The organism is Rhizobium sp. Pop5 (assembly GCF_024721175.1).
Classification (GTDB): Bacteria; Pseudomonadota; Alphaproteobacteria; order Rhizobiales; family Rhizobiaceae; genus Rhizobium.
This window is the reverse complement of the sequence record NZ_CP099399.1, coordinates 4282087-4306261: the sequence shown is the minus strand read 5'-3', so window position 1 is coordinate 4306261 and position 24175 is coordinate 4282087. Positions and strand designations below refer to the sequence as shown.

Genomic DNA, 24175 nt, shown 5'->3' with positions numbered 1-24175 from the left:
GATGTCCAAGACCACGCGTGCGACACAGGCTCTCACTCAGGCAGGCGTCGCCTTCACCGTCCACACTTATGATTACGACCCTGGCGCCGAGCGCGTCGGGCTGCAGGCGGCCGAGGCGCTCGGCGAAGCTCCGCACCGGGTGCTGAAGACGCTGATGGCGGAAGTGGACGGCAAGCCGGTCTGCGTCGTCGTGCCCTCGGACCGCGAGGTTAGCATGAAGAAGCTTGCGAGCGCGTTTCACGGCAAATCGGCCAATATGATGAAACCTGCCGATGCCGAGCGGCTGACGGGATATCATGTCGGCGGCATCAGCCCCTTCGGCCAGAAGAAGGCGGTGCCGACCGCGGTCGAGGAGGCCGCCCTCGCCGAGCCGCTCGTCTATATCAATGGCGGGCAACGCGGGCTACAGGTACGTCTCGATCCAAAGGATGCGTTGAGGGCGCTGAAAGCCGTCGCCGCGCCGCTGATTGCCTGATCTGAGCCTGATGCCGAAATGTGCAGGCGGTTTTCGGACGACATCATGCTCTAACTAGAGGAAGCGATCCAGCAGCCCGCTGATCGTCTTTGCCTCGCTTTCGGCAAGCTTGCAGCCGATATGGGTCTCGATTGATTTGCCATAGACGGCCCACATGCGCTCCCGAAGCTTTCGGCCGGCATCGGTGATCACCACCCAGCGGCCGCGCCCATCCCTAGCGAAGACCTCGCGCCGCACCAGGCCCTCTCTTTCCAGCCGGTCGAGCAGGCGGGAAAGGTTATATTGCGCGAGCAATGTCCGCTCCTCGATCTCATAGGGGCGCAGCCTGCCGTCTTCCGAGCGCACCAGTTCCCAAAGCACGTCATACCAGCCGAGCGGCGGCAGGTCCGCCGCCTTCAGGTCGGATTCGATCGCGCCGAGCAGCCGCTCGCGGGCGCGCATGATGCTCGTCCAGGCCGAGACGGCGGTTTCGTTTGGTTTGGGCATATTCTCTGACATAAATGCAATTACATCTATCTTGAATTTTACTGCAAGCAATATTAGATGCATTTGCATGGATCTCATTGCCGATCCTTTGCCAACCGCCAGGAGACTTTCATGAGCAAGCTGACCCTCATCAGTCATCATCTCTGCCCCTACGTGCAGCGCGCCGCGATCGCGCTTCTCGAAAAGGGTGTGCCGTTCGAGCGCATCAATATCGATCTCGCCAACAAGCCGGACTGGTTCCTGAAAATCTCGCCACTCGGCAAGGTGCCGCTGCTCCGGATACAAGAGGAGGGCGGGCGCGAAGAGATACTCTTCGAAAGCAGCGTTATCTGCGAATATCTGGAGGAAACGCAGGCGGGTGCCGCCCTGCATCCCGCCGACGCGCTGACCCGCGCGCGCCATCGCGGATGGATGGAATTCGGCTCCTCCGTGCTTTCCGATCTCTGGGGCTATGAGACGGCGCAGGATGCGGCGCAATTGAAGGCCAAGCGCGAGGCGCTCATTGCCAAATTCGCGACGATCGAGGGCGCATTGAAGGAAGGCCCCTATTTCGCCGGGACCAGCTTCACCCTCGTCGATGCCGTTTTTGGACCGATCTTTCGGTATTTCGATTTGTTCGATACGCTCGACGACAGCAGCATCTTCGACGGGTTCGATCGGGTCAAACGCTGGCGCAAGGCGCTGTCGGCGCGGGCGAGTGTCCGGAACGCCGTCGGCGAGGACTATCCGCAGCGCCTGACGGAATTCCTCGAGAAGCATAATTCGATCCTGCTGAGGATGCCGGCCGCCGCGTGACGCGCATCAGCGGCCGGACACGCATCCGGCCGCTCTCAAATCGGATGCAGCGCGCTTCATTTTCGCCGCAAACGGGTCTAAGTCTTCCAACCTCCCACCGTCGATGACAGAAGGCAGGTTGCCCCATGACTTTCATGCCCCAGAGCCAGAACCCTGTTGATCCCTTCAAGCTGGAAAAGCTTGCGGAAGTTGCCGTCAAGGTCGGCCTTCGGCTGCAGAAGGGCCAGGATCTGGTGATCACCGCACCTGTCGTGGCGCTGCCGCTCGTTCGCCTCATCACCGAACAGGCCTATCAGGCCGGCGCCGGGCTGGTGAGCGCCTTCTATTCCGACGAGGAAACGACGCTGGCACGCTATCGTTACGGCAACGAGGAGAGCTTTGACCGCGCCTCCGGCTGGCTCTACGAGGGCATGGCCAAGGCCTATGCCAACGGCGCGGCCCGTCTGGCGATTTCCGGCGACAATCCGATGCTGCTTTCCGAGCAGGATGCCGGCAAGGTCGGCCGCGCCAACCGCGCCATGTCCACCGCCTACAAGCCGGCGCTGGAAAAGATTTCGAATTTCGACATCAACTGGAACATCGTCTCCTATCCCAATCCGTCCTGGGCCAAGGTGGTCTTCCCCGACGACCCGGAACCGATCGCGATCGCCAAGCTCGCCAAGGCGATCTTTGCCGCTTCGCGCGTCGATGTCAGCGACCCGGTCGCCGCCTGGACCGAACACAATGCCAACCTCGCCAAACGCTCCGCCTGGCTGAACGGCGAGCGCTTCGCTTCGCTGCATTTCAAGGGCCCGGGCACGGATCTGAAGGTTGGCCTTGCCGATGGGCACGAATGGCATGGCGGTGCATCCACCGCCAAGAACGGCATTACCTGCAATCCGAACATACCGACCGAGGAAGTCTTCACCACGCCGCATGCGCTGCGCGTGGAGGGCCATGTGTCGAGCACCAAGCCGCTTTCGCATCAGGGCACGCTGATCGACAATATCCAGGTGCGTTTCGAGGGCGGGCGCATCGTTGAGGCCAAAGCCTCGCGCGGCGAAGAGGTGCTGAACAAGGTGCTCGATACGGACGAGGGCGCGCGCCGTCTCGGCGAAGTGGCGCTCGTGCCGCACTCCTCGCCGATCTCGGCCAGCGGCATCCTGTTTTACAACACGTTGTTCGACGAAAACGCTTCGTGCCACATCGCGCTCGGCCAGTGCTATTCCAAGTGCTTCCTCGATGGCGCTTCATTGAGCCAGGAGCAGATCAAGGCGCAGGGCGGCAATTCCAGCCTGATCCATATCGACTGGATGATCGGCTCCGACAAAGTCGACATCGACGGCGTCAAGCCTGACGGATCGCGGGTTGCGGTGATGCGGCAGGGCGAGTGGGCCTGACTGGCATCATCGTGCGCTGACTGAGCCAGACGCTGGCAAGGACCATGGCAAAGCCGGCAATCTGCGTCGGCGTCAGGCTCTGGCCGAGCGCCAGCCAGCCGAGCAGGGTCGCAACGACGGGGCTCAGGAAGCCGAGCGATGCCGCGGCCGAAGGTTCGATGCGAGACAGGCCGCGGAACCAGAGCAGGTAGGTGAAGGCCGCGCCGATAAGGCCGAGCCAGGCGATGCCGAGGATATTGGCTGTCGTCGGCACGGGAAGCGTGGGCTCCAGAAATAAGGCGAACGGTACGAGCAGAATGCCGCCTGCGGTCAATTGCCATGAGGTAAAGGTCAGGCTGGAAACGGGTGGCTGCCAATGGCGAGTCAGCACCGTGCCGAAGGCCATGGAGAGCGCGCCGGCTAGACCGGCTGTGACGCCAACGGGATCGAGTGCCGCATTCGGCGCCAGCACCAGCAGCGCGACGCCTGACATGCCGATCAAGCCGGCGACGACGGCAAGGAAGCGGATGGGCTTGCCGAGGAAGAGGCGCGACAACGCGATGACGATCAGCGGCTGCACGGCGCCGACCGTGGCCGCTACGCCGCCCGGCAGGCGATAGGCCGAAACGAAGAGCATTGCCCAGAAGAACGAAAAGTTCAGCCCGCCGAGAATGAAGGCGCGGCACCACCAGATCCCTGTCGGCAATTTCCGGACAATCAGCAACAGAAGCAGGCCCGCCGGCAGAGCGCGCAGCATGGCCACGGTCACCGGATAGCCGTGCGGCAGAAGGGATGTGGTGACGAAATAGGTGCTGCCCCAGATGGCGGGAGCGAGAGCGGTCGTCAGCACATCGGCGAAATAACGTGAATTTGTCTTCATATCAAGAATCTCTATATCAAGATAAATCCAGCATAGCGCATTTTATCTTGACGTCAAGATATCTACTGCTATCGATGAGACATGAATGAAGAGAAGCAAGATCACGTCGACAGGATCCTAGCGCAATGGCGGCGCGAGCGGCCGGATCTCGACGTCGAGCCGATGGGCATCCTCGGGCGCCTCAAACGTCTCGGAACCCATCTCGGCCGCGAAGTCGAAGCCGTTCTGCTGAAGCACGGGCTTTCCACCTCATCCTTCGACGTGCTGGCCACACTTCGCCGCTCCGGCGCGCCGCACCGACTTTCGCCGGGTGAGCTTCTGGAGATGACGATGGTGAGTTCCGGCACGATGACGAACCGGATCGACCAACTCGAAAAAGCCGGTTTCGTCGAGCGCTTGCTCAATCCCGGGGACAGGCGCAGCGTGCTGATCGCGCTGACCGCGAAAGGGCTTGCAACTGTGGAAGAGGCCGTTGGTGCCCACGTGGCCAACCAACAGCGGCTGACGCGCAGCCTGACCGCCGAAGACAAGGCCGAGTTCGATCGGCTGCTCAAGAAGTTCCTGTCGGATTTCGAGTAATCAGACGGCTGCGAGTGCCTTGCGGACGCGTTCCAGATGCGCCTTGCGCCTGGCCTCTGTCGCGCGATCCATGTCATGCAGGCTCAGCATGCGGAAGGCGAGCTTCTTCGAGCAGAAAGCGGCAATGCCGCGCTTCAGCAGGCGGCGAACGGGATCGCCCATATAGAGATGCACGAGCCACCAGGGCGAGCCTGTCGTCGTCAGCGCATAGAGCAGCCTGATATTGGTGAGCTGAGGGACGATGCGGCCACCGGCGGCATCATGGGTGAAGGCCACGCCGGGCGCGAAGATGCGATCGAAGAAGCCCTTCAGGATGGCCGGGAAATTGAACCACCACTGCGGAAAGACGAGGACGAGACCTTCGGCCACCTTCAGCCGGGCAACGATATCGGCGACAGCCGAGGTGTCGTAGGGCGTATCGAAATAGCCGCGACGCTCGGCTTCAGAGAGGCGCGGATCGAAATCCTCGGCGTAGAGATCGAGCAGATCGACGACATGGCCCGAGGCTTCCAGCGCTTCGCGGGCCGTGCGCGCCACCGAGGCGGCAAAACTTTCCGGCAGCGGATGGGCGAGCACCAGCAGGATCCGCATCGCTAGAACAGGCTTCCTTGCTTCGGCGGGTCTGCGGGTTTTGCACTGCGCTTCTTGGCGCCGGCGGGCGGGACGCCGCCTTCCGTAGTCATGGCGCCGACGCGGCCGTCGGCGAACTCGATGGCGATGCCCATGCCGGCAGAGAGAGCCGCCGCCTGGGAGACCGGCCTGTTGTCCTCATCGCGAATGACGGCATAGCCGCGCTTCAGCACGTTTTTATAGGAGAGCGACTGCAGCACGCGATCCTGCGCGGAAAGCTCGCCGCGCGCACGCGTCAGCTGATGGCGGATCGCCGTATCGGCATGGCGCGAAAGATTGCCAAGCCGCTCGCGGCCGCGGTCGGTCTGGGTCTTCAGCCGCGCGGGCAGCGAGGCGAGGATGGCCTCGGCGCGGTCGATGCGGGATTTCGAGCGATCGAGCAGGCGTTCGACGGTGCGTTCGGCCCGCGCTATCCGCTCGTTCAGAAGCTGGCGACGCTCGGCAATGCGATTGGAGAGCACATCAGGGCGTAGATGCGAGGCGACGCGCTCGAAGCCGCGTCGCTTGTTGATGGTGTTGAGCTCCAGCCCGCGGCCGAGGCCTGCAGCCGCCTCATCAAAACGCCGGCGCGGCAAAGCGAGAAGCTGATCGAGCGACGGCAATGCCCGCATCAGCGCGCGCACGGACTGACGACGCTGATCCATCTGCCGGTTCATGCAGCCCTGCAGGCGGGCAGCAAGAGCGGCCGCCTGTGCTTCGAGCTCGGCCTTGACAGGCACCGCCATTTCCGCAGCCCCTGTTGGGGTCGGCGCGCGCACGTCGGCGGCATAATCGATCAGCGTCCAGTCCGTCTCGTGGCCGACGGCCGAAATCAGCGGTATCCGGCTCTCTGCTGCCGCGCGCACCACGATCTCGTCGTTGAAGCTCCAGAGATCTTCCAGGCTGCCGCCACCGCGCGCGACGATCAGCACGTCAGGCCGCGGGATCGCGCCTGCCGGCTCCAGCGCGTTGAAGCCTCGGATAGCATTCGCCACCTCCTCGCCGGACCCCTCCCCCTGAACCTTCACCGGCCAGACGATGACATGGACCGGAAAACGATCGGAGATGCGATGCAGGATATCGCGGATGACGGCGCCGGTCGGCGAAGTGACGACGCCGATCACCTTGGGCATGAAAGGCAGCCGCTTCTTGCGGGCTGCGTCGAACAGGCCTTCCGCGCCGAGCTTGCGCTTGCGCTCCTCGATCAGCGCCATCAGCGCGCCGGCGCCGGCCGGCTCCAGCGTCTCGATGACGATCTGATATTTCGAAGAGCCCGGGAAGGTGGTGACCTTGCCGGTGGCGATCACTTCCATCCCCTCCTCCGGGCGGAACTTCAGGCGCGAGAAGGTGCCCTTCCAGATGACGGCGTCGATGCGGGCGCGATCGTCCTTCAGCGAGAAATAGGCATGTCCCGAGGAGTGCGGCCCGCGATAGCCTGAAATCTCGCCGCGCACGCGAACCTGGTCGAAAGCCGTTTCGACGGTGCGCTTGATGGAGCCGGAAAGTTCCGAAACCGAATATTCGGCAAGGTTGGTCGGCGAATCGCTGTCGAAGACGTTGCTCATCCCTTCTTTCTATGTCCATCCGCAGGAAACGGGAAGCTCGCCATGGGCATCGGAACGGGTTTTCCCGGCCACAGAGACTGGTGGCGGAAGGGATTCGCCACCATGCGTCGAGCGCGACCGTCTGCTGGCAGAACACACATGCGCTCGTTGCAGCCCGGAAAACAACAACAAAATCGAGTAAAATCGTTTTGTTGCGGAACCCATAGTTAGACTTTGCGTTTTACCCGAAAGAGATTGCTAACCACCGCTATACAAAGGCTTTTCGGCAAGGATGGCCGGTAAATCTTTGTTAGTTGGCGCTTCCTATGCTTCCCCTCGTTCTCTTCGGGAAGGTGCTGAAATGATTATTCTCACAGCAGCAGCATTGGGCATCAGCGCCGGGCAAATGCGCTCGGCCGCCGCGATCGCGTTGATCGCCGCGCTGATCGGGATGACGTTCGCGCTGGCGGCGATATGCTCGCCTGGACCGGTATCACTTCCGGCCCTTGTCTATGCGATCCTGGGCTACAATGGCGGCCTTATCCTCTTCGTGCTCGGGCTCTACGCCAGCGCGCGTCTTCGTGCGTTGCGCGTTTCTCAGTAACCAGCCCGCCATGAAAAACGCCGGCGTCAGTTCGCCGCCGGCCGATAGCGAAAGAACTGCACGCCTGCATCCGCCGCTTTCGGAAGCGGCTCCAGATAGGGCGGAATATTCCCCTTGCCGAGTTGCGCATAAAGGCCGTCCGGCTTCAGTTTGGCGAGCTCGCGCGTCTGCGGATCATCCGGGCAGAAGGCGAGCGTCGCGACACCCGCGCCCCTCAGAAAGGCTTCGGCCTCCTGTGGCTCCGCCATACCGATATGCAGCTCCGTCAGCATGCCGCCCTGATTGCGATGATAGGGTGCGGAAAGAACCCGGTTCTGCGTGAAGCGGAGAATTGAGACGCCCATCTCCGACGGAGCCGAGACCAGACCGACAGGTAGCCCGTCAAGGGGCGCCAGCGCCTGTTTCGATGCGCAGGAATGCTCTTTCGCCGGTTTCGCCGGCTTTTTCTGTGCGTCACTTTCCATCTGCAGCGAGAGAAGTCCGCCGCCGACCGCCCAGGCCGCGGGAACACTGGCAAGCACCGTCACCACATAGACGAAGGCAACGGCGACATTTTCGCTGTCGCTGTTGGAGATGCGCCTGATATCGATGATCAACAGGGTAAGCGGCAGGATGGAAAGCAGGTTCGAGAAAGTGGCCCCGCGCACCTGGAGCAGTGCGATCGCCCAACTGATGGCGAGCAGCAAGAACAGGATCAGATGGATCTGAGCGCGGTCGCGCTTGATGACCCGGAAGATACAGACGGCGATCCCGAATAGGCCTGCCGCATAGAAAGAGCCGATATCGAAGGGTTCGGTCCGCGCCAGAGCGAAAATCGACTTCGCTTCGGAAATGTTTCTCAGCCAGAGTTCGACCAGCATCGGATCGAGGCTGGCCAGCGGATCGCTCAGGCATTGCGGCGCGATCACTACGGCTGAACCGAGAACACCGGCGCCGACGACGGCGAGCGCCGCAAAGCGCAAGGGGCGGGTGAGCCGGCTTGCAAAAACCGCGGAAAACAGGAGAAGCCCACCGCCAATCGCCGCCAGGCTGTAATAGCCGAGCGAGAGATTGTCGCAGGTGACCATCGAATAGAGCCGGGGCGGCACTGTTGAGAAGAAGAGAATGCTGATCGTAATCGCCAGCGCCAACCCGAAAGACTGAGCGGCGACCGCGAAATCTTTCCCCTCCCACGCCCAGAGCAGAGCGACCGTCAGGCAGACGGCGGCGACGAAAGGTGTCGTTTCGGCGCCGATGGCGATGGCGACGGCTGCGGCGATGCCGGCAACCGCATAACTCCAGCCGCGGCGCCTGGGATCCAGCAGCATTGCCGTCATCGTCGCCACCAACGCCAGTTGCGCATTGTGATGATCGATGGCGCCCGGCGCGAAACGATTTCCGGTGTAGATCGCAAGCCCGGTCAGGACGAGGCTGATATGCATGCCGATAGCATCGCCGATACGCCGGCCGGCAACGGCCATAGCGAGCATCGCGGGCAGGACGAGCGATACCGGCCAGACAGCAAGCGCCAGCGCCTCGGCCGTCTCACGGGGCGCAAACAGGCCGAAGAACCGGATCAGGGAGGCGATCGGCAGGTCGATCAGCCGGGACCAGTGCATCAACGTCCCGCCGTCAAGGCCGAGACGGTACTGCATCAGATCGAACCAGCCCTGGCCGGCGAGGAAATCACGGACCTCGACGAGACGCATGCCGTCGTCATTGTCGGGGCCGACGTAGTCGGTCGCGGTGTAAAGCCTCGTGGCGACGATGACGGCAGCAAGGACAATGCTGTAGGTAATGACAACAGGCCACAGGCGCGTCAGCAGTCCGCGCAGACCGCCCCCGGGGACATCGGTCGCGGATGATGCAATGGCAATCGGCTGCACGGCGTTCATCTTGGTTAGCGGTCCGTTTCCAGATGGCCGAACCTTAGCCGTTGCCGATCAAGAAAGTGTAAAGCCGTTTGCGAAGGCCGCCGATTTTGCCTGCGTCATAGGGTCTTATTAACGCCGAGTGGTTTAGGCTCTGCGCGGCTTTTGTGTAACGAGTAAAGTCATGGCCCGATCGCGTACCGATAATCTTGCTATAGCCGTTCTGCTTCCCTGCTATAACGAGGCGTCGACCATCGGCGCTGTCGTGCGGGGTTTCCGGGCGACGCTGCCGGATGCCGCGATCCACGTCTACGACAACAATTCCACCGATGGGACCGCACTGCAGGCGATGCTTGCCGGCGCGCATGTTGTGCGCGAGCGGCGCCAAGGCAAGGGTCACGTCGTGCGCCGCATGTTTGCCGACATCGAGGCTGACATCTACATCATGGCCGACGGGGACGGGACCTATGCCCCTGCCGATGCCGAGGAACTGGTGCGCACGCTTCTGACGGAGCGCGCCGACATGGTTGTGGGAACGCGCCGCGGCGTGCATGCTGACGCCGGTCGCCAGGGCCATGCACTCGGCAACCGGCTTTTCAACCTTCTCTACCGAACGATATTCGGCCCTGATTTCAGCGACATCTTTTCCGGCTACCGCGCTTTTTCCCGCCGCTTCGTCAAGAGTTTCCCGGCTGTATCAGGCGGCTTCGAGATCGAAACCGAAATGTCCGTACACGCCTCCCGGCTGAAACTACCTGTCAGCGAGCTGGAGCTCGACTATGGGCGCCGGCCGGACGGATCGCATTCCAAGCTTTCGACTTTTCGTGACGGCGGCAAAATCCTCTGGATGTTTGCGATGCTGATGAAGGAAACACGGCCCTTCGCCTTCTTCAGCACGATCAGCGCCGCCTTCATGCTGGCAAGCCTCGGCTTCATGACGCCGGTGCTGGCGGAATATTTCCAGACGGGCCTCGTCAGCCGCATGCCGACCTGGGTGCTGTCGATGGCGCTGATGATGATCTCCTTCATGCTGTTTACCGCGGGCGTCATCCTCGATTCCGTGGCGCGCGCCCGCGCCGAGCAGCTGCGTATCCACTATATGAGCCTGGTGACGCCGAGCGCGGCAAAACCGCCGATCGGCGAAACCACGCCTGCACCCCGCACCGGCCGCGGCAAGGCGGATGCGGCATGAAGAAACTCGTCCGCTTCGCGATCGCCGGCGGCATCGGCTTCCTCATCGATGCCGGCCTCCTGTCGGCGCTGCTTGCGCTGACGCCGCTCGGGCCTTTCCTGGCGCGGCTCATCGCAATCGCCTTCGCCATGGCGGCGACCTGGGCTTTCAACCGGAGCTTCACCTTCGATCGCTCCGGCCGTTCGCTTGCTGCTGAAGGCTTCCGCTACGGTTCGGTCGGCGTGACGGCAGCCCTCGTCAATTACGGGCTTTATTCCGCCCTTCTGCTGTCGCTGCCGACACTTCAGCCGCTCGCGGCGATGGTGATCGCCACCTTCGCCTCGATGATTTTCAGCTTCTTCGGATATTCGCGCTTCGTCTTCCGCGCAGAATGAGCGGAATGATCAGACCGCCTCCCAGCCGTCCTTCTCGCTGGCCCGATAGATCGCGTCGATCACCTTCTGATTCAGCTTCGAATTTTCGAGCGTGACGATCTCTTCCTTGCCATTCTTCACCGCCCGGGCGAAGGCCTCGACCTCACGTCTGTACTGGCGGCTGTCCTGGAAGCGGAAGATGCGCGATTCATTGTGGCTGCGGTCCGCAAGCTCGATCTCTTCCGGTCCCCAGCGATTGGCATTGAACGGCGACTTCACCTCGATGTAGCCATCGGTGCCATGGAAGACCATGACCTGGCGGTTGGCCATCTGCGTAGAGATATAGAAGCTCAGCTCGAAATCGCCGAAATCGGCCTTGACGCTCGAATAGACATCCGTGCCGAAATCCGGATCGCGCTCGGTGATCGCCTGGACCCGGAGGGGCTCCTTGCCGGTGGAAAAGCGCGTGCTCATGACGGGATAGACGCCGATGTCCGGAAGGCCGCCGCCGCCGAGCTCGGGAACGTTGCGCATATTGGCGGGATCGCGGTTGAAATAGGTGAAGGCGCCCTGCACATGCCGGAGCGAACCGATCGTACCCTCGTCGATCAACGCACGCACCTTCTGCCAGACCGGCGAATAGGTGATCATATAGGCTTCGGTGACCACCACCTTGTTGCGGTCCCGGGCGGCGATCACGGCGTCGATATCGCTCGCCTTCAGCGCCAGCGGCTTCTCGCAGAGCACGTGCTTGCCGGCATCGGCTGCCTTGATCGACCATTCGATATGCTGCGAGGTGGGCAGCGGAATATAGACGGCGTCGATGGTGTCGGAGGCCAGCATCTCCTCATAGGAGCCGAAGGCATGCGGCACCGAGAAGCGGTCTGCCATCTCCCGTGCACGCGCCAGGTCGCGGCTGGCGATTGCGGTAACGACACAGTTTTCCGCGTCCTGAATTGCTGGAACGACGTTGTCGCGGCCGATCTTAGCCGTTGAAATGATACCGAAACGCAACATGATCCAATCTCCCAAAGCTGGTTTTCCGCGAACCATATTCAGGCCTCTGGTGCGGCGCAATGGCGCAAGCTGAAATCACGGAAACTTGGCTTCCCTCTTGTCTGGATCGCGCTAGGTTACGCTGAAATTGTCAGCGCATGATGCCGTCCGAAAACCCACTCACACTTTTCGGCATCATGCTGCGGGCCGGCGTTCTGCTGTATCCGCGATTTCACATAAGCAACGATTTTGGAGAGCGTCATGGAAATGCGCCGGCTTGGAAAAACAGGTCTTTCGATCTCGCCGATCGTCTTCGGCGGCAATGTCTTCGGCTGGACGGCCGATGAGAAAACATCCTTCGCCATTCTCGATGCCTTCTTCGATGCGGGCTTCAACACGATCGATACAGCCGACGTCTATTCCGCCTGGGTTCCCGGCAACAAGGGCGGCGATTCCGAGGAAATTATCGGGCGCTGGCTGAAGCAATCGGGGATTTCCCGCGACAAGGCCGTCATCATCACCAAGGTCGGTTCGGACATGGGACAGGGGAAGACGCTGAAGGAAAGCTATGTCCTGAAAGCTGTCGAGGATTCTCTGCGCCGGCTGCAAACGGATCACATCGACCTCTATCTCTCGCATTGGCCCGATGCAGATACGCCGCACGAGGAGACACTCGGCGCCTTTGCCAAGCTGAAGCAGCAGGGTAAGATCCGCGCTATCGGTTGCTCGAACTATGATGCGGCGCTGCTTCAAGCTTCCTTCGACGCCGCCGAGAAGGCCGGGCTGCCGCGATACGACGTGCTGCAGCCGGAATACAATCTTTACGAACGGGCGAGCTTCGAAGGGCCGCTTGCGGCGCTCTGCATCAGGCAGGATATCGGCGTCATCACCTATTTCAGCCTCGCAGCCGGTTTCCTCACGGGCAAATACCGCAGCAAGGCCGATACGGAAGGCCGCGCCCGCGAAGGCCGCGTTTCACAATATCTCGATGCAAAGGGCCTGCGCATTCTCGCCGCGCTTGATCAGGTTTCGGCCGAGACCGGCGCCAAGCCCGCGGAAATCTCGCTTGCCTGGCTCTTACGCAAAAAGGGCGTGACTGCGCCGATTGCCAGCGCGACCAGTCTTTCGCAGCTTGAAAGCCTGGTGAAATCGGCGACACTTTCCCTTTCTCAGGAAGCGATGGCGCTGCTCGATGAAGCCGGTGCCTGAAACAGGAAAGCCCATGACCGTAACGATACGCGATGCCCGCCCGGAAGACGAAGCCCGCTGGCGCGAACTCTGGGCGGCCTATCTTGCCTTTTACGAAGTGACTGTCGATGCCGATATCACCGATCAGACATGGCGCCGGGTCTTCGATCCGGCCTCGGCAATCGCCATGCGCGTCGCCGAAGTCGACGGCCGGGTGATCGGTTTTGCGCTCTACCTTACCCATGAGGGCACCTGGATCCGCGGCAGGGACTGCTATCTCGAAGATCTTTTCGTCGATCCCGATGCACGTGGAAAAGGCGTCGGGCGGGCGCTGATGGACGATCTCATCGCGCTCAGCAAGGCGAAGGGGTGGTCGCGGCTCTATTGGCATACGAGCGAAGGGAATAAGACGGCCCGGGCGCTCTACGACAGCTATGTCGAAAGCGACGGCCATATCCGCTACCGCATCAGCTTTTGAGTGTCGGAAACCCCTCGTAGAAAGCGGCGTGGTCGCCTTCCCAGTTCGCCATGCCGGGCTTAGTGAGGGTGCCGCGCGGCCTGACGTAACTCTGGATCACCCGCTTCGGCCGTTCGTGCCACTGGATATTGAAGGCCCATAGTTTCGGGAAGAAGCATATAGCGGCATAAGGCAGGTGGTCGTGGATCCACCAGGCGAGCCGTTGCCAATCGCTTTCGTCGCTATAGCGGTCGACCATCCACGGCACGACGATGCAGGCGGTCGCGCCCATGCAGCCGTCGAAATCACGCATGTCCCAGATATGATCGGCTGATGTGGCGGCGTTGGTCGAACAGTTGAGATTGTTCTCGTTGCCGAACCTGTTGACGTCAGGCGAGCGATAGCCGGAGCGGATGTGAAGGCGCCCAAACGTCGCCTGCAGCGGCTCCAGGAGTTCCTCGCAAAGTCTTTTGCCGGCTTCGATCGCCAGGTCGGGATCCTCGGGGATATTGGGAATGCGGTAGAAATCGGCGATTTCGGAATGCAGGAAATCGCGGAAGAAGAAATTCTGCGACAGCCGGACGCGGCCGAGATCCTCCAGACCCTTCATCGAACCCGGCTTTCGCATGGCGTCTCCTCTCTCCTTGTCGACGACAGGAGCATCGCCTGGAGCAGACTTCACGTCTACCCGAAATCGCTCGGAACAATTTCCGCGAAGTTCACTTCTTATAGTGTCGCCGCATTCGCGGCCGTTCCCAGAACAAGGATCGAGAAAATGGCCAAGGAAAAGACGTTGGAAGATCTCTTCTACGACACGCTGAAGGACATCTATTTTGCCGAACGGCAGATACTGCGCGCTCTGCCGAAGATGGCGCGCGCGGCGCAATCCTCCGAACTGAAGGCGGGCTTCGAGAAACACCGCGAGCAAACCGAAGGCCACGTCGAGCGCCTGCAGCAGGTTTTCGACAAGATCGGCAAACGCGCCCAGGGCAAGACCTGCGAGGCGATCCAGGGCATTATCGCCGAAGGCGAGGAAATCATCGATGAGTTCAAGGGCACGCAGGCGCTGGATGCCGGCCTGATCTCGGCTGCCCAGGCCGTCGAGCATTATGAAATCGCTCGCTACGGTACACTGAAGACCTGGGCCGCGACGCTCGGCCTCAAGGATGTCGTCGGCCTACTCGACCAGACCCTGCAGGAGGAAGCAGCGACCGACAAGATCCTCTCCCAGCTCGCCACCACGGCGGCAAACCAGAAGGCGAAGGCTGCCTGACGAAGAAGGATACGGGCGGCACTGTATTCCTTACCGGCCGCCCATCTCCCTTTCGGCATATCTGAAAAAATCGATAAAGGCGCGCAGCGCCGGCCGCATCTGCCGCCGGGTCGGATAATAGAGAAACGGCCCGGGATAGGGCGCGCACCAGTCCTCCAGCACTCGCACAAGCCTCCCGGCCGCCAGCTCGGTATGCACCCGCATGTCGAAGAGATAGGCAAGTCCGGCGCCATTCAGCGCCGCAAGAAGAGCCAGGCGATCCTCGCTAACAATCAGCGGCCCATCGATCGCGACGATCAGTTCCTGGCCGTCTTTTTCGAATTCCCAGCGATAGATGGAACCATTGGTGAAGCGTCGCTTGATGCAGCGGTGGCGGACGAGATCTCGGGGGTGCTCGGGTTTCGGATAGCGCTCGAAATATTCCGGCGAGGCGGCGATGACCGTCGTCAGATTGGGCGAGATCCTGACCGCGATCATATCAGCCTCCAGACTCTCCTCCAGCCGGATGCCGGCATCGAAACCTTCCTTGACTATATCGGTGAAGCCGTCCTCATTGGCGACCTCCAGCGTGATATCGGGATAGAGGTTGAGAAAATCGCCAAGCCGCGGTGCGAGGAGAATATCGGAGGCGAAGCGTGGCGCGGTGATGCGGAGGTTTCCCGCCGGTTTGCCGCGCGTATCGTTGACCGCCTCGATCGCAATGCCGATCTCCTCCAGCGCGGGGCGGAGCCTTTCGAGAAGCAGACGGCCTTCCTCGGTCGGCGCGACGCTGCGGGTCGTGCGCGCCAGAAGCCTGACACCAAGACTTTCTTCCAGGCTCGAGATTGCATGACTGACCGCCGAGGGGGCGACGAGAAGCTCCTTGGCCGCAGCCCGGAAACTGCGATGCTCCGAGACGGCGGCGAGAACGGCGAGTTGGGAAAGCTGTGTCCTGTTCATTGGTCGAAATGATAGAACAGCCTGTTAAAAACTGCACGGATTTTCTGATTGATGCTGCGCCGATATGGTCTGTCCGTACCGCAACGATCCCTCATGCGGTTCAGATCAGCTCAGCAAAGGCGCGCAGTATGAAAACCCGAAATCTCGGAAACGATCTCACCGTCTCTGCCGTCGGCCTTGGCTGCATGGGAATGAGCTTTGCCTATGGCGCCAGCGATGAAGCGGAATCCATCAGGACCCTGCATCGCGCCATCGATCTCGGCGTCACCTTCTTCGACACCGCCGAAGTCTACGGCCCATTCACCAACGAGATTCTCCTCGGAAGAGCGTTGAAGCCGTTCCGCGAGCGCGTGGTGATCGCCACCAAATTCGGTTTCAAGATCGATACCAGCCAGAAGGGTGCAGACGCCATCGCCGGCGTTGACAGCCGCCCCGAGCATGTGCGGGAAGTCGCCGAGGCCTCGTTGAAGCGCCTCGGCATCGAAACCATCGACTTGCTCTACCAGCACAGGGTCGACCCCAACGTGCCGATCGAGGAGACGGTCGGCGCCATGGCCGAACTGGTAAGAGAAGGCAAGGTCCGTGCGCTCGGCCTCTCGGAAGCCGGCAGCGCCACCATCCGCCGCGCGCATGCGGTCCATCCGATCGCTGCACTGCAGAGCGAATATTCGCTTTGGTCGCGCGATCCCGAAGAGGATGTGCTTGCCACCTGCCGTGAACTCGGCATCGGCTTCGTACCCTACAGTCCGCTCGGCCGCGGCTTCCTGACCGGGGCGATCCGCAAGGTCGACGATCTCGCCGCCGACGATTTCCGCCGGCAGGTGCCACGGTTCCAGGCCGAGAATTTCGACGCCAACGCGGCCCTCGTCATCGCACTCGAAGATCTTGCCGCCGAGAAAGGCGTGACGGCCGCGCAGCTGGCGCTGGCCTGGGTGCTGAGCCGAGGCGACGATACGGTTCCGATCCCCGGCGCCCGCAAGATCCATCATCTCGAACAGAATGCCGCCGCCGCCGATATCACGCTCAGCGCTGCGGAACTCGAGCAGCTCGATGAAGCGATTCCGGCAGCACAGGTGGCGGGAAAACGCTATTCGGACGCCTCGCTTGCCATGACGAACCTCTGAAACGGAAAAGCCCGGCCGTCGCAACCGGCCGGGCTTGCCTTCGCGGCCGGCGAAGCTATTTATCCCCATCGCAGATAACGGGATGAAAACATGTCGGACAGGCAGGCAGTCGAAAAGACGGTTCATCTCTATGTCGAAGGCATGGCCTTCGCCAATGAGGCAGCCTTGAAAAAGGCCTTTCACCCCAAAAGCTCGATCATCGGCTATTACCAGAATGCCGTCGAATGGCTGACGCGGGACGAATTCATCGCCGCGATCCTTGCCGAGGAGCCGGCTCCACCCGGCACGCAGCCCTTCATGGACATCCAGAGCGTCGATGTCGAAGGCGATGCGGCAAGCGTCAAAGTCACCGACGATTTCGCCGGAATGCGTTTTACCGATTATCTCTCGCTGCTGAAGATCGAAGGCCGATGGACGATCGTCAGCAAGCTCTACCATCTTCACATGTGAAAAGACCGGCCGCTTTGGCGACCGGTCCGCTATTTGCCAACGCTGATCGAGATCAGCTTCTGAGCACGCCGCCGGTGAATTTCGTGACGCTCGCCACGATCTTCTCAGTCAGCGCCTCGAAATCCTCGTCCGTCAGCGTGCGCTCGACCGGCTGGATCTGAACCTCGATCGCCACCGACTTCTTGCCCTCACCCACCGATGCGCCCTCGAAGATGTCGAAGACGTTGACGCCGGTGATCAGCTTGCGGTCAGCGCCGGTCGCGGCCTTGATGATGGCGCCGGCTTCCACCGTCCTGTCGACGACGAAGGCGAAATCGCGCCGGACCACCTGGAAGGGTGACAGTTCCAACGCCGGCTTGGTGCGCGTCGCCTTCCGTTTCGCTTCGGGCATGGCATCGACATAGACTTCGAAGCCGCACAGAGCGCCGGAGACATCGAGCGCTTCCAGCGTCAGCGGATGGAATTCGCCGAAATAGCCGAGCACGACTTTCGGTCCCATCTTGATCGTGCCGGAGCGGCCGGGATGATACCATTCGGGCCCCCCTGCTCGATCTGGATATTGGCCATCGGCAGGCCGCAGGCTTCAATGACGGCGAGAGCATCTGCCTTGGCGTCAAAGACATCGACCGGCTTGCCGCCGCCCTTGGCGGCGTTGGACCACATGCGGCCCGCACCAGATAGTGAGGCCGAACCGCGGCGGATACCGCCGGCAACCCGACGCTGGCCTTCCGGCCGGTCGTTCTCATAGGTACCCGAGACTTCGAAGATCGCCACATCGCCATAACCCTTGTCAGCATTGCGCTGGGCAGCTGTCAGCAGGCCCGGCAGCAGGGAGGGGCGCATATCAGACATTTCGGCAGCGATCGGGTTGGCAAGCTTGAGGGCCGCGGAACCGCCGCCGAAGAGCTTTGCCTGATCTTCCGGAATGAAGGACCAGGTGACGGCCTCCAGCATGCCGCGCGAGGCAAGGGCGCGCTTGGCCGCGCGGGTGCGGATCTGCAGCGTCGTCAGGATCCTGCCGTTGACGGCGGCATGGCCTTCAAGCGGCGCTGGCTTGATATTGTCGACGCCGTGGATGCGCATGACCTCCTCGACGAGATCGGCCTTGCCGTCGACATCGGGGCGCCAGGAAGGAACGGCGACAGAGCAAGACCCGATATCGCCGGCGCCCACAGTGAAGCCTAGCCGGCTTAGGATCTGCTTCATCTCCTCGACGGGAATCTCGAGACCGGTCAGACGCTTGACCTCGGAGAACGGAAACTCGACGATCTTCGGCTCATAGCCCTTGTAGCCGACGACTTCAGCCCTGGCGGCCGTGCCGCCGCAGAGTTCGAGCACCAGTTCCGTCGTGCGCTCGAGACCGGGGACCATATATTCCGGGTCAACGCCGCGTTCGAAGCGGTAGCGGGCATCGGTGATGATGCCAAGGCTGCGGCCCGATTTGGCGATGTTCATCGGGTCCCAGAGAGCGGACTCGATCAGCACGTCGATGGTGTTCTCGTCGCAGCCGGAATGTTCGCCGCCCATGATGCCGCCGATCGATTCGATTCCATCCTCATCGGAGATGACGACATTGTTCCGGCCGAGCTTGTATTCGCGCTGGTCGAGCGCCAGCACGGTCTCGCCTTCTCTGGCGCGGCGCACCGTCAGGCTGCCCTTGACCTTGGCGGCGTCGAAGACGTGCATCGGCCGGCCCTGATCGAAGGTCATGTAGTTGGTGATATCGACCAGTGCATTGATGGGGCGCAGGCCGATGGCGATGAGCCGCTGCTGCATCCAGCGCGGGCTCGGGCCGTTTCTCACGCCGCGCACGAGGCGCAGCGAGAAGCCGGGGCAGAGCTTCGGGTCATCGAGATCGAGCGTCAGCTTGACCGGCGTCTCGCCTTCGACGGCGAAGGAGGGAGCGGGGTGCGTTTTCAGTCTGCCGAGACCGGAGGCAGCGAGATCGCGGGCGATGCCGTGAATCGAGGTACAGTCCGGCCGGTTCGGCGTCAGATTGATCTCGATGACCGGGTCATCAAGATGGGCGTACGTCGCATAACTCGCTCCGACCGGCGCATCTTCGGGCAGATCGATGATGCCGTCGTGGCTGTCGGATATCTCAAGCTCCTTTTCGGAGCACATCATGCCACGGCTTTCGACACCGCGAATATTGCCGACGGCGAGCGTCACGTCGATGCCGGGAACATAGGTTCCGGGTGCAGCGAAGGCGCCGACGAGGCCGGTGCGCGCATTCGGGGCGCCGCAGACGACCTGAACCGGCGCGCCGGATCCGGTATCGACCATCAGCACCTTCAGACGGTCGGCCTGCGGATGTTTTTCCGCCGAGACAACCCTTGCGATGACGAAGGGCTTGAACGCCGCCTTGTCGTCGACATCCTCCACCTCCAGCCCGATCTCGGTGAGGCGCGCGCAGATTTCATCGAGGCCCGCATCGGTTTCCAGATGCTCTTTCAGCCAGGAGAGCGTGAATTTCATAGGTCCAATCCTCCCTTAAACGCTCAGGCCGCCGAACAGCGTCGGCATGTCGAGCGGGCGGAAGCCGTAATGCGTCATCCAGCGGACGTCGGCGTTGAAGAAGTCGCGCAGGTCAGGCATGCCGTATTTCAGCATGGCGATGCGGTCGAGGCCCATGCCCCAGGCAAAGCCCTGATATTCGTCCGGATCGAGCCCGCCGTAACGCAGCACGTTCGGATGGACCATGCCGCAACCGAGGATCTCCATCCAGTCCGTGCCTTCGCCGAACTTGACGATCGGACCGGAGCGGTCGCACTGGATATCGACCTCGAAAGAGGGCTCGGTGAAGGGGAAGAAGGACGGGCGGAAACGCATCGTCACGCTGTCGACCTCGAAGAAGGTCTTGCAGAATTCCTCGAGCACCCAGCGGATGTTGGCGACATTGGCCTTCTTGTCGATGACGAGGCCTTCGACCTGATGGAACATCGGCGAATGCGTCGCATCCGAGTCCTGGCGGTAGGTCTTGCCCGGGATGATGATGCGGATCGGCGGCTTCTGAGCTTCCATGGTGCGGATCTGCACCGGCGAGGTATGCGTGCGCAGCACCTTGCGCTCACCATTCTCATCCGGATTGAAGAAGAACGTGTCGTGCATCTCGCGAGCCGGGTGTCCTTCCGGGAAGTTCAGAGCCGTGAAATTGTAGTAATCGGTCTCGATATCGGGGCCTTCGGCGATCGAGAAACCCATGTCGGCGAAGATTGCGGTGATCTCGTCGACGATCTGGCTGATCGGATGAATGCGGCCGCGCTCGGCGGGCGAGGATCGCACTGGCAGGCTGACATCGACCGTTTCGGCCTTCAGACGTGCATTGACCGCTGCCATCTTCAGCACCGATTTGCGCTCGGCAATGGCGTCCGTCACCTCGTTCTTCAGGGCGTTGATCGCCGCGCCCCGGGTTTGGCGTTCCTCCGGCGTCATGGCGCCGAGCGTCTTCAGCAGTTCGGAGACCGAGCCCTTCTTGCCGAGCGCGGACACCCGCACGGCTTCGAGCGCGGGCTCATCACCGGCGGCGGAAATTTCGGCAAGCAAGGAGGATTTAAGCTGGTCGATATCTGACATTGTCTTCTTTCCGTCCAGATCAGGCGGCGTTCGAAAGGCAGGCTGGAGAGGCCGGCGCAAGGAGTATAGAGAAAGAAAAACCCGCGCTAGCCCAAACCAGCGCGGGTTTCCCAAAATTCAAAAAAGCGTCAAGCTTGGGAAGCGCTGGTTACCGAACCGCGCCTTCAAACTCGTTAGCCGTGCCGGTTTCCTTGAGGTACTCAAGGGCCTTCTTGGCAGCGTTCACAAGCGCGCCGAATGCTTCCGGCTCGTGGATCGCCATGTCGGAGAGAACCTTGCGGTCGACTTCGATGCCAGCCTTGTTCAGGCCGTCGATGAAGCGGCCGTAGGTCAGGCCGAATTCGCGCACAGCAGCGTTAATGCGCTGGATCCAGAGCGCACGGAAGTTGCGCTTGTTGACCTTGCGGTCGCGGTAAGCGTACTGCTTCGAACGGTCGACAGCAGCCTTTGCAGTACGGATGGTGTTCTTGCGGCGGCCGTAAAAGCCCTTTGCAGCCTTCAGAACCTTCTTGTGCTTGGCGTGGGCGGTGACGCCTCTTTTTACACGTGCCATGTCATGATCTCCTTAAATCTAGCGTTCGCGGACGAGTCTCAGAGACCGTTCGGCAGGTAATTCTTGATAACCTTGCGGCCATCCGGTTCTGCGAGAACCATGGTGCCACGTGCATCGCGAATGAACTTGTTGGTACGCTTGATCATGCCATGGCGCTTGCCGGCAGCGGCAGCCTTGACCTTGCCGGTTGCGGTGATCTTGAACCGCTTCTTGGCAGAGGACTTCGTCTTCATCTTGGGCATTTTGCTACTCCTTCTGTCCTCCCTGCGCGCTTCATCAAAAAGCCCTCCTCGCGAAGTCCGGTTCTCCGGCCGTCGCAACAAGGTGCGGGAGCGTTTGTTGTTGATCTGCGGGACCGGCGACGAACCGTCCCGCAAGCATTCGAAACTGCCACGGCATGCCCTGCCGGTCAGTTCGGACGCGCGCTTATAACCGCAGCGTCACAAAAGTGCAACGGGGCCGCGGGAGGAATCTTCACGTGGCCCGAAAGCACAAAAGCCGCCCTTGCGGACGGCCTTGGGCGCAAAGTGCCTGGCGCTCACTTCGGCGCCAGCACCATCATCATCTGGCGGCCTTCTAGCTTGGGCTCGGCTTCAACCTTGGCGATCTCGGTCGTATCGGCCTTGACCTGCTGCAGCAGTTTCATCCCGAGTTCCTGGTGGGCCATTTCACGGCCGCGGAACTTCAGCGTCACCTTCACCTTGTCGCCTTCGTCGAAGAAGCGGCCCATTGCCTTCATCTTCACCTCATAGTCATGGGTGTCGATGTTCGGGCGCATCTTGATTTCTTTGACTTCGACGATCTTCTGCTTCTTGCGCGCCTCGGCGGCCTTCTTCTGGTTGGCATATTTCAGCTTGCCCAGATCGAGGATCTTGCACACCGGCGGTTCGGCATTGGGGGAAATCTCGACAAGATCGAGGCCGGCTTCCTCAGCCATTCTCAAGGCCTGGTCGGTGGGCACGATGCCCATATTCTGTCCGTCAGCCGCGATCAGCTGAACTTTGGGAATGCGGATTTCACGGTTCGAGCGCGGGCCGTCCTTCACGGGCGCATCGGTCTTAAAAGGTCTGCGAATGGTCGTATTCTCCTCGCGTTGTTTCGGAATGTTGCAGCCTCGCGCTCCCCATATCAGGGTGCACAAACGTGTCGCGTCATCGCTGCAACGGAGTCGATATCATGCTTTAGCGGAAAAATCACCCGCTGTCAGCCTGCCAGAATCTGTTTTATAGGCCAAAACAACAGGAGTTTCGCCAATGTCCGATCAGATGCCCGATACCCACCCGCATTTCCTGACGGTCGGCGAGGGCGAGGCGGCGCGTGAGATCGCCATCCTCGTCCGCCCGGCAGAGGCCGGCAACGGCGGGCCGGCGCTCGTCTGGCTCTCCGGCTACCGATCCGACATGAGCGGCACCAAGGCATTGGAACTCGACAGGCTGGCGGGCGAACTTGGGCTCGCCTGCATCCGTCTCGATTATTCCGGCCATGGGCTTTCCGGCGGCAGCTTTCGCGACGGCACGATCTCGCGCTGGCTGGAGGAGGCGCTGGCCGTTATCGGCCACCTCGCGCCCGAGCGGGTGGTTCTCGTCGGCTCGTCGATGGGCGGCTGGATCGCGTTGCGGCTGGTGCAGGAACTTGCGCGCCACGGCGGGCCGAAACTCGAGGGCCCAAAGGTCGTAGGGATGGTGCTGATCGCGCCGGCGCCCGATTTCACCTCCGAACTGATCGAACCGAACCTGAAGGCCAAGGAGCGCAAGTCGCTGGCGGAGCGCGGCTATTTCGAAGAACGTTCGCAATACAGCCCCGAGCCGAACATCTATACCAGGGCTCTGATCGAGGATGGGCGCCGGAACCGCGTGCTCGACGGCATCATCGAAACCGGCTGCCCGGTGCATATTCTCCAAGGTATGAAGGATCCCGACGTGCCGCATGTGCATGCGATGAAGCTCGTCGAGCATCTTCCTGCCGACGACGTGGTGCTGACCCTCATCCGCGATGGCGACCACCGCCTTTCCCGTGCAGGCGATATCGCGCTCCTCGTCAGTGCTGTCAGGGGCATCATCCATTCATCGGCAAATATGGAGAAGCCCGCCTGAACGGCGCCCGTCGCGCATCCCGAACAGTTCCTGGCAACGTTGCATTTTAACCATGTCGGCGGGTTGCGGGACGCTCCCAAGAAGTAACGATTGACTCTTCTCGGCCCTCTCCGTTAACACTTTGTTAATAAATAAGGGGCGATGCGAGGAAGATCGGGCGTGCGGATCCAGGGTATCTTTGTGGCCATGATGGCCATGTTTGCGATGGCAACGGCCGCCATACCGGCCCCAAGCAGAAATGCTTCCATGGTAACAGGCAATGCCACCTCGCAGCCGATCGGCCACTACGATTTCTGTCAGATCCACCGCAATGAATGTGGCGCGAACCGCAACTCCGGCCCGGTCGAGATGACGCCGGCAAAATGGTCGCTGGTGCGTTCGGTCAACGCCACGGTCAACCGCACGATCACGCCGATGACCGACAAGGAAATCTACGGCAAGGACGAGGTCTGGGCCTATCCGACCACCGCAGGCGACTGCGAGGACTTCGCGCTCCTGAAGCGCCGCATGCTGATCCAGCGCGGCTTTTCGGCCGCCGACCTGCTGATGACCGTCGTGCGCAAACCTGACGGCGAAGGCCATGCCGTGCTGACGCTGCGCACCGCAGAGGGCGATTTCGTGCTCGACAATCTCGCCTCCGACGTGAAGCCGTGGTTTGCGACGCCTTATTCCTTCGTCAAGCGCCAGTCGAGCTACAATGCCGGCCGCTGGGTTACCATCGAGAACGGCCGCGACGTTCTGGTCGGCGCATTGCGCTAAGGATTTCCAGGGGGTGTGGGGAAAGGGCCGGCGAAAGCCGGC

General features: G+C 61.5%; 26 protein-coding genes and 1 pseudogene. 14 read left to right on the top strand and 13 right to left on the bottom strand.

Going from position 1 to position 24175, the window contains the following annotated elements:
• Window position 1: 1 nt before the first annotated feature.
• Window positions 2–475, top strand: coding sequence for a Cys-tRNA(Pro) deacylase (gene ybaK / locus NE852_RS23275; RefSeq protein ID WP_008524993.1), 474 nt, complete (start codon window positions 2–4; stop codon window positions 473–475).
• Window positions 476–529: 54 nt separating this feature from the next.
• On the opposite strand, the gene NE852_RS23270 is transcribed toward ybaK, so the two are convergent.
• On the bottom strand, window positions 530–973 hold the full coding sequence (locus NE852_RS23270) for a MarR family winged helix-turn-helix transcriptional regulator (RefSeq protein ID WP_037170974.1): 444 nt from the start codon (window positions 971–973) through the stop codon (window positions 530–532).
• A 99-nt stretch (window positions 974–1072) separates the two neighbouring features.
• Here NE852_RS23270 and NE852_RS23265 point away from each other — a divergent pair, with 99 nt between their 5' ends.
• Window positions 1073–1756 (top strand): glutathione S-transferase family protein, encoded by a 684-nt coding sequence (locus NE852_RS23265; protein ID WP_008524997.1) that lies wholly within the window; start codon window positions 1073–1075, stop codon window positions 1754–1756.
• Between the two features lie 125 nt (window positions 1757–1881).
• Complete coding sequence (locus NE852_RS23260; protein WP_008536681.1) at window positions 1882–3135, top strand: aminopeptidase; 1254 nt, start codon at window positions 1882–1884, stop codon at window positions 3133–3135.
• Here the strand turns inward: NE852_RS23260 and NE852_RS23255 are convergent.
• Window positions 3083–3994 carry an EamA family transporter gene (locus NE852_RS23255; RefSeq protein WP_258156138.1) on the bottom strand — a complete coding sequence of 304 codons (912 nt, stop codon included), beginning with the start codon at window positions 3992–3994 and terminating at the stop codon, window positions 3083–3085. The genes NE852_RS23260 and NE852_RS23255 overlap by 53 nt on opposite strands.
• A gap of 81 nt (window positions 3995–4075) precedes the next feature.
• On the opposite strand from NE852_RS23255, the gene NE852_RS23250 reads away from it, so the two are divergent.
• Window positions 4076–4573 (top strand): MarR family winged helix-turn-helix transcriptional regulator, encoded by a 498-nt coding sequence (locus NE852_RS23250; RefSeq protein WP_008525008.1) that lies wholly within the window; start codon window positions 4076–4078, stop codon window positions 4571–4573.
• Here NE852_RS23250 and NE852_RS23245 read toward each other — a convergent pair whose 3' ends face one another.
• Window positions 4574–5164, bottom strand: coding sequence for an NAD(P)H-dependent oxidoreductase (locus NE852_RS23245; RefSeq protein WP_008525009.1), 591 nt, complete (start codon window positions 5162–5164; stop codon window positions 4574–4576).
• A 2-nt stretch (window positions 5165–5166) separates the two neighbouring features.
• Window positions 5167–6747 (bottom strand): exodeoxyribonuclease VII large subunit, encoded by a 1581-nt coding sequence (gene xseA / locus NE852_RS23240; RefSeq protein ID WP_258156137.1) that lies wholly within the window; start codon window positions 6745–6747, stop codon window positions 5167–5169.
• Between the two features lie 340 nt (window positions 6748–7087).
• Here xseA and NE852_RS23235 point away from each other — a divergent pair, with 340 nt between their 5' ends.
• Window positions 7088–7330, top strand: coding sequence for a hypothetical protein (locus NE852_RS23235; RefSeq protein ID WP_008525023.1), 243 nt, complete (start codon window positions 7088–7090; stop codon window positions 7328–7330).
• Window positions 7331–7356: 26 nt separating this feature from the next.
• On the opposite strand, the gene NE852_RS23230 is transcribed toward NE852_RS23235, so the two are convergent.
• Entirely contained in the window at window positions 7357–9204 is a 1848-nt protein-coding gene (locus NE852_RS23230; protein WP_008525024.1) for a hypothetical protein, read from the bottom strand.
• A gap of 160 nt (window positions 9205–9364) precedes the next feature.
• Here NE852_RS23230 and NE852_RS23225 point away from each other — a divergent pair, with 160 nt between their 5' ends.
• Together NE852_RS23225 and NE852_RS23220 are read left to right on the top strand one after the other, a co-directional pair.
• Window positions 9365–10372, top strand: a complete 1008-nt coding sequence (locus tag NE852_RS23225) for a glycosyltransferase (RefSeq protein WP_008525027.1) — start codon at window positions 9365–9367, stop codon at window positions 10370–10372.
• Window positions 10369–10746, top strand: a complete 378-nt coding sequence (locus NE852_RS23220) for a GtrA family protein (protein ID WP_008525029.1) — start codon at window positions 10369–10371, stop codon at window positions 10744–10746. The genes NE852_RS23225 and NE852_RS23220 overlap by 4 nt, the downstream gene beginning before the upstream one ends.
• Window positions 10747–10755: 9 nt before the next feature.
• Here the strand turns inward: NE852_RS23220 and NE852_RS23215 are convergent, their stop codons facing one another.
• Window positions 10756–11742 carry a Gfo/Idh/MocA family protein gene (locus NE852_RS23215; protein WP_008525031.1) on the bottom strand — a complete coding sequence of 329 codons (987 nt, stop codon included), beginning with the start codon at window positions 11740–11742 and terminating at the stop codon, window positions 10756–10758.
• A gap of 240 nt (window positions 11743–11982) precedes the next feature.
• On the opposite strand from NE852_RS23215, the gene NE852_RS23210 reads away from it, so the two are divergent.
• Both NE852_RS23210 and NE852_RS23205 read left to right on the top strand, forming a co-directional pair.
• Complete coding sequence (locus NE852_RS23210; RefSeq protein WP_008525032.1) at window positions 11983–12930, top strand: aldo/keto reductase; 948 nt, start codon at window positions 11983–11985, stop codon at window positions 12928–12930.
• Between the two features lie 13 nt (window positions 12931–12943).
• A complete protein-coding gene (locus NE852_RS23205; protein ID WP_008525034.1) occupies window positions 12944–13387 on the top strand; it encodes a GNAT family N-acetyltransferase in 444 nt (147 codons plus the stop codon).
• Here NE852_RS23205 and NE852_RS23200 read toward each other — a convergent pair.
• Window positions 13377–13994, bottom strand: a complete 618-nt coding sequence (locus tag NE852_RS23200; RefSeq protein WP_008525036.1) for a hypothetical protein — start codon at window positions 13992–13994, stop codon at window positions 13377–13379. The two genes, NE852_RS23205 and NE852_RS23200, sit on opposite strands and share 11 nt — an antisense overlap.
• A 147-nt stretch (window positions 13995–14141) precedes the next feature.
• On the opposite strand from NE852_RS23200, the gene NE852_RS23195 reads away from it, so the two are divergent.
• The gene (locus NE852_RS23195; protein WP_008525038.1) at window positions 14142–14639 is read left to right on the top strand and encodes a ferritin-like domain-containing protein; all 498 of its coding nucleotides are present in this window, start codon (window positions 14142–14144) and stop codon (window positions 14637–14639) included.
• A gap of 30 nt (window positions 14640–14669) precedes the next feature.
• Here the strand turns inward: NE852_RS23195 and NE852_RS23190 are convergent, their stop codons facing one another.
• On the bottom strand, window positions 14670–15578 hold the full coding sequence (locus NE852_RS23190) for a LysR family transcriptional regulator (protein WP_008525041.1): 909 nt from the start codon (window positions 15576–15578) through the stop codon (window positions 14670–14672).
• 128 nt (window positions 15579–15706) lie between these two features.
• On the opposite strand from NE852_RS23190, the gene NE852_RS23185 reads away from it, so the two are divergent.
• Both NE852_RS23185 and NE852_RS23180 read left to right on the top strand, forming a co-directional pair.
• Entirely contained in the window at window positions 15707–16702 is a 996-nt protein-coding gene (locus tag NE852_RS23185; RefSeq protein ID WP_008525044.1) for an aldo/keto reductase, read from the top strand.
• 90 nt (window positions 16703–16792) lie between these two features.
• Window positions 16793–17152 carry a nuclear transport factor 2 family protein gene (locus NE852_RS23180; RefSeq protein ID WP_008525045.1) on the top strand — a complete coding sequence of 120 codons (360 nt, stop codon included), beginning with the start codon at window positions 16793–16795 and terminating at the stop codon, window positions 17150–17152.
• A gap of 52 nt (window positions 17153–17204) precedes the next feature.
• On the opposite strand, the pseudogene pheT reads toward NE852_RS23180, so the two are convergent.
• The 5 genes and pseudogenes from pheT to infC all read right to left on the bottom strand — a co-directional run bounded on the left by pheT (window position 17205) and on the right by infC (window position 22356).
• A pseudogene (gene pheT / locus NE852_RS23175) lies at window positions 17205–19630 on the bottom strand (phenylalanine--tRNA ligase subunit beta).
• Window positions 19631–19645: 15 nt separating this feature from the next.
• A complete protein-coding gene (pheS, locus tag NE852_RS23170) occupies window positions 19646–20728 on the bottom strand; it encodes a phenylalanine--tRNA ligase subunit alpha (RefSeq protein WP_008525059.1) in 1083 nt (360 codons plus the stop codon).
• A gap of 148 nt (window positions 20729–20876) precedes the next feature.
• Complete coding sequence (rplT, locus tag NE852_RS23165) at window positions 20877–21281, bottom strand: 50S ribosomal protein L20 (RefSeq protein WP_008525061.1); 405 nt, start codon at window positions 21279–21281, stop codon at window positions 20877–20879.
• A 38-nt stretch (window positions 21282–21319) separates the two neighbouring features.
• Window positions 21320–21523 (bottom strand): 50S ribosomal protein L35, encoded by a 204-nt coding sequence (gene rpmI, locus NE852_RS23160; protein ID WP_003570998.1) that lies wholly within the window; start codon window positions 21521–21523, stop codon window positions 21320–21322.
• Between the two features lie 296 nt (window positions 21524–21819).
• Window positions 21820–22356, bottom strand: a complete 537-nt coding sequence (infC, locus tag NE852_RS23155; protein ID WP_077991295.1) for a translation initiation factor IF-3 — start codon at window positions 22354–22356, stop codon at window positions 21820–21822.
• Window positions 22357–22534: 178 nt separating this feature from the next.
• Between infC and NE852_RS23150 the strand changes: the two genes are divergently transcribed.
• Both NE852_RS23150 and NE852_RS23145 read left to right on the top strand, forming a co-directional pair.
• The gene (locus NE852_RS23150) at window positions 22535–23374 is read left to right on the top strand and encodes a carboxylesterase (RefSeq protein ID WP_008525071.1); all 840 of its coding nucleotides are present in this window, start codon (window positions 22535–22537) and stop codon (window positions 23372–23374) included.
• A gap of 159 nt (window positions 23375–23533) precedes the next feature.
• Complete coding sequence (locus tag NE852_RS23145) at window positions 23534–24133, top strand: transglutaminase-like cysteine peptidase (RefSeq protein ID WP_008525074.1); 600 nt, start codon at window positions 23534–23536, stop codon at window positions 24131–24133.
• Window positions 24134–24175: the final 42 nt, after the last annotated feature.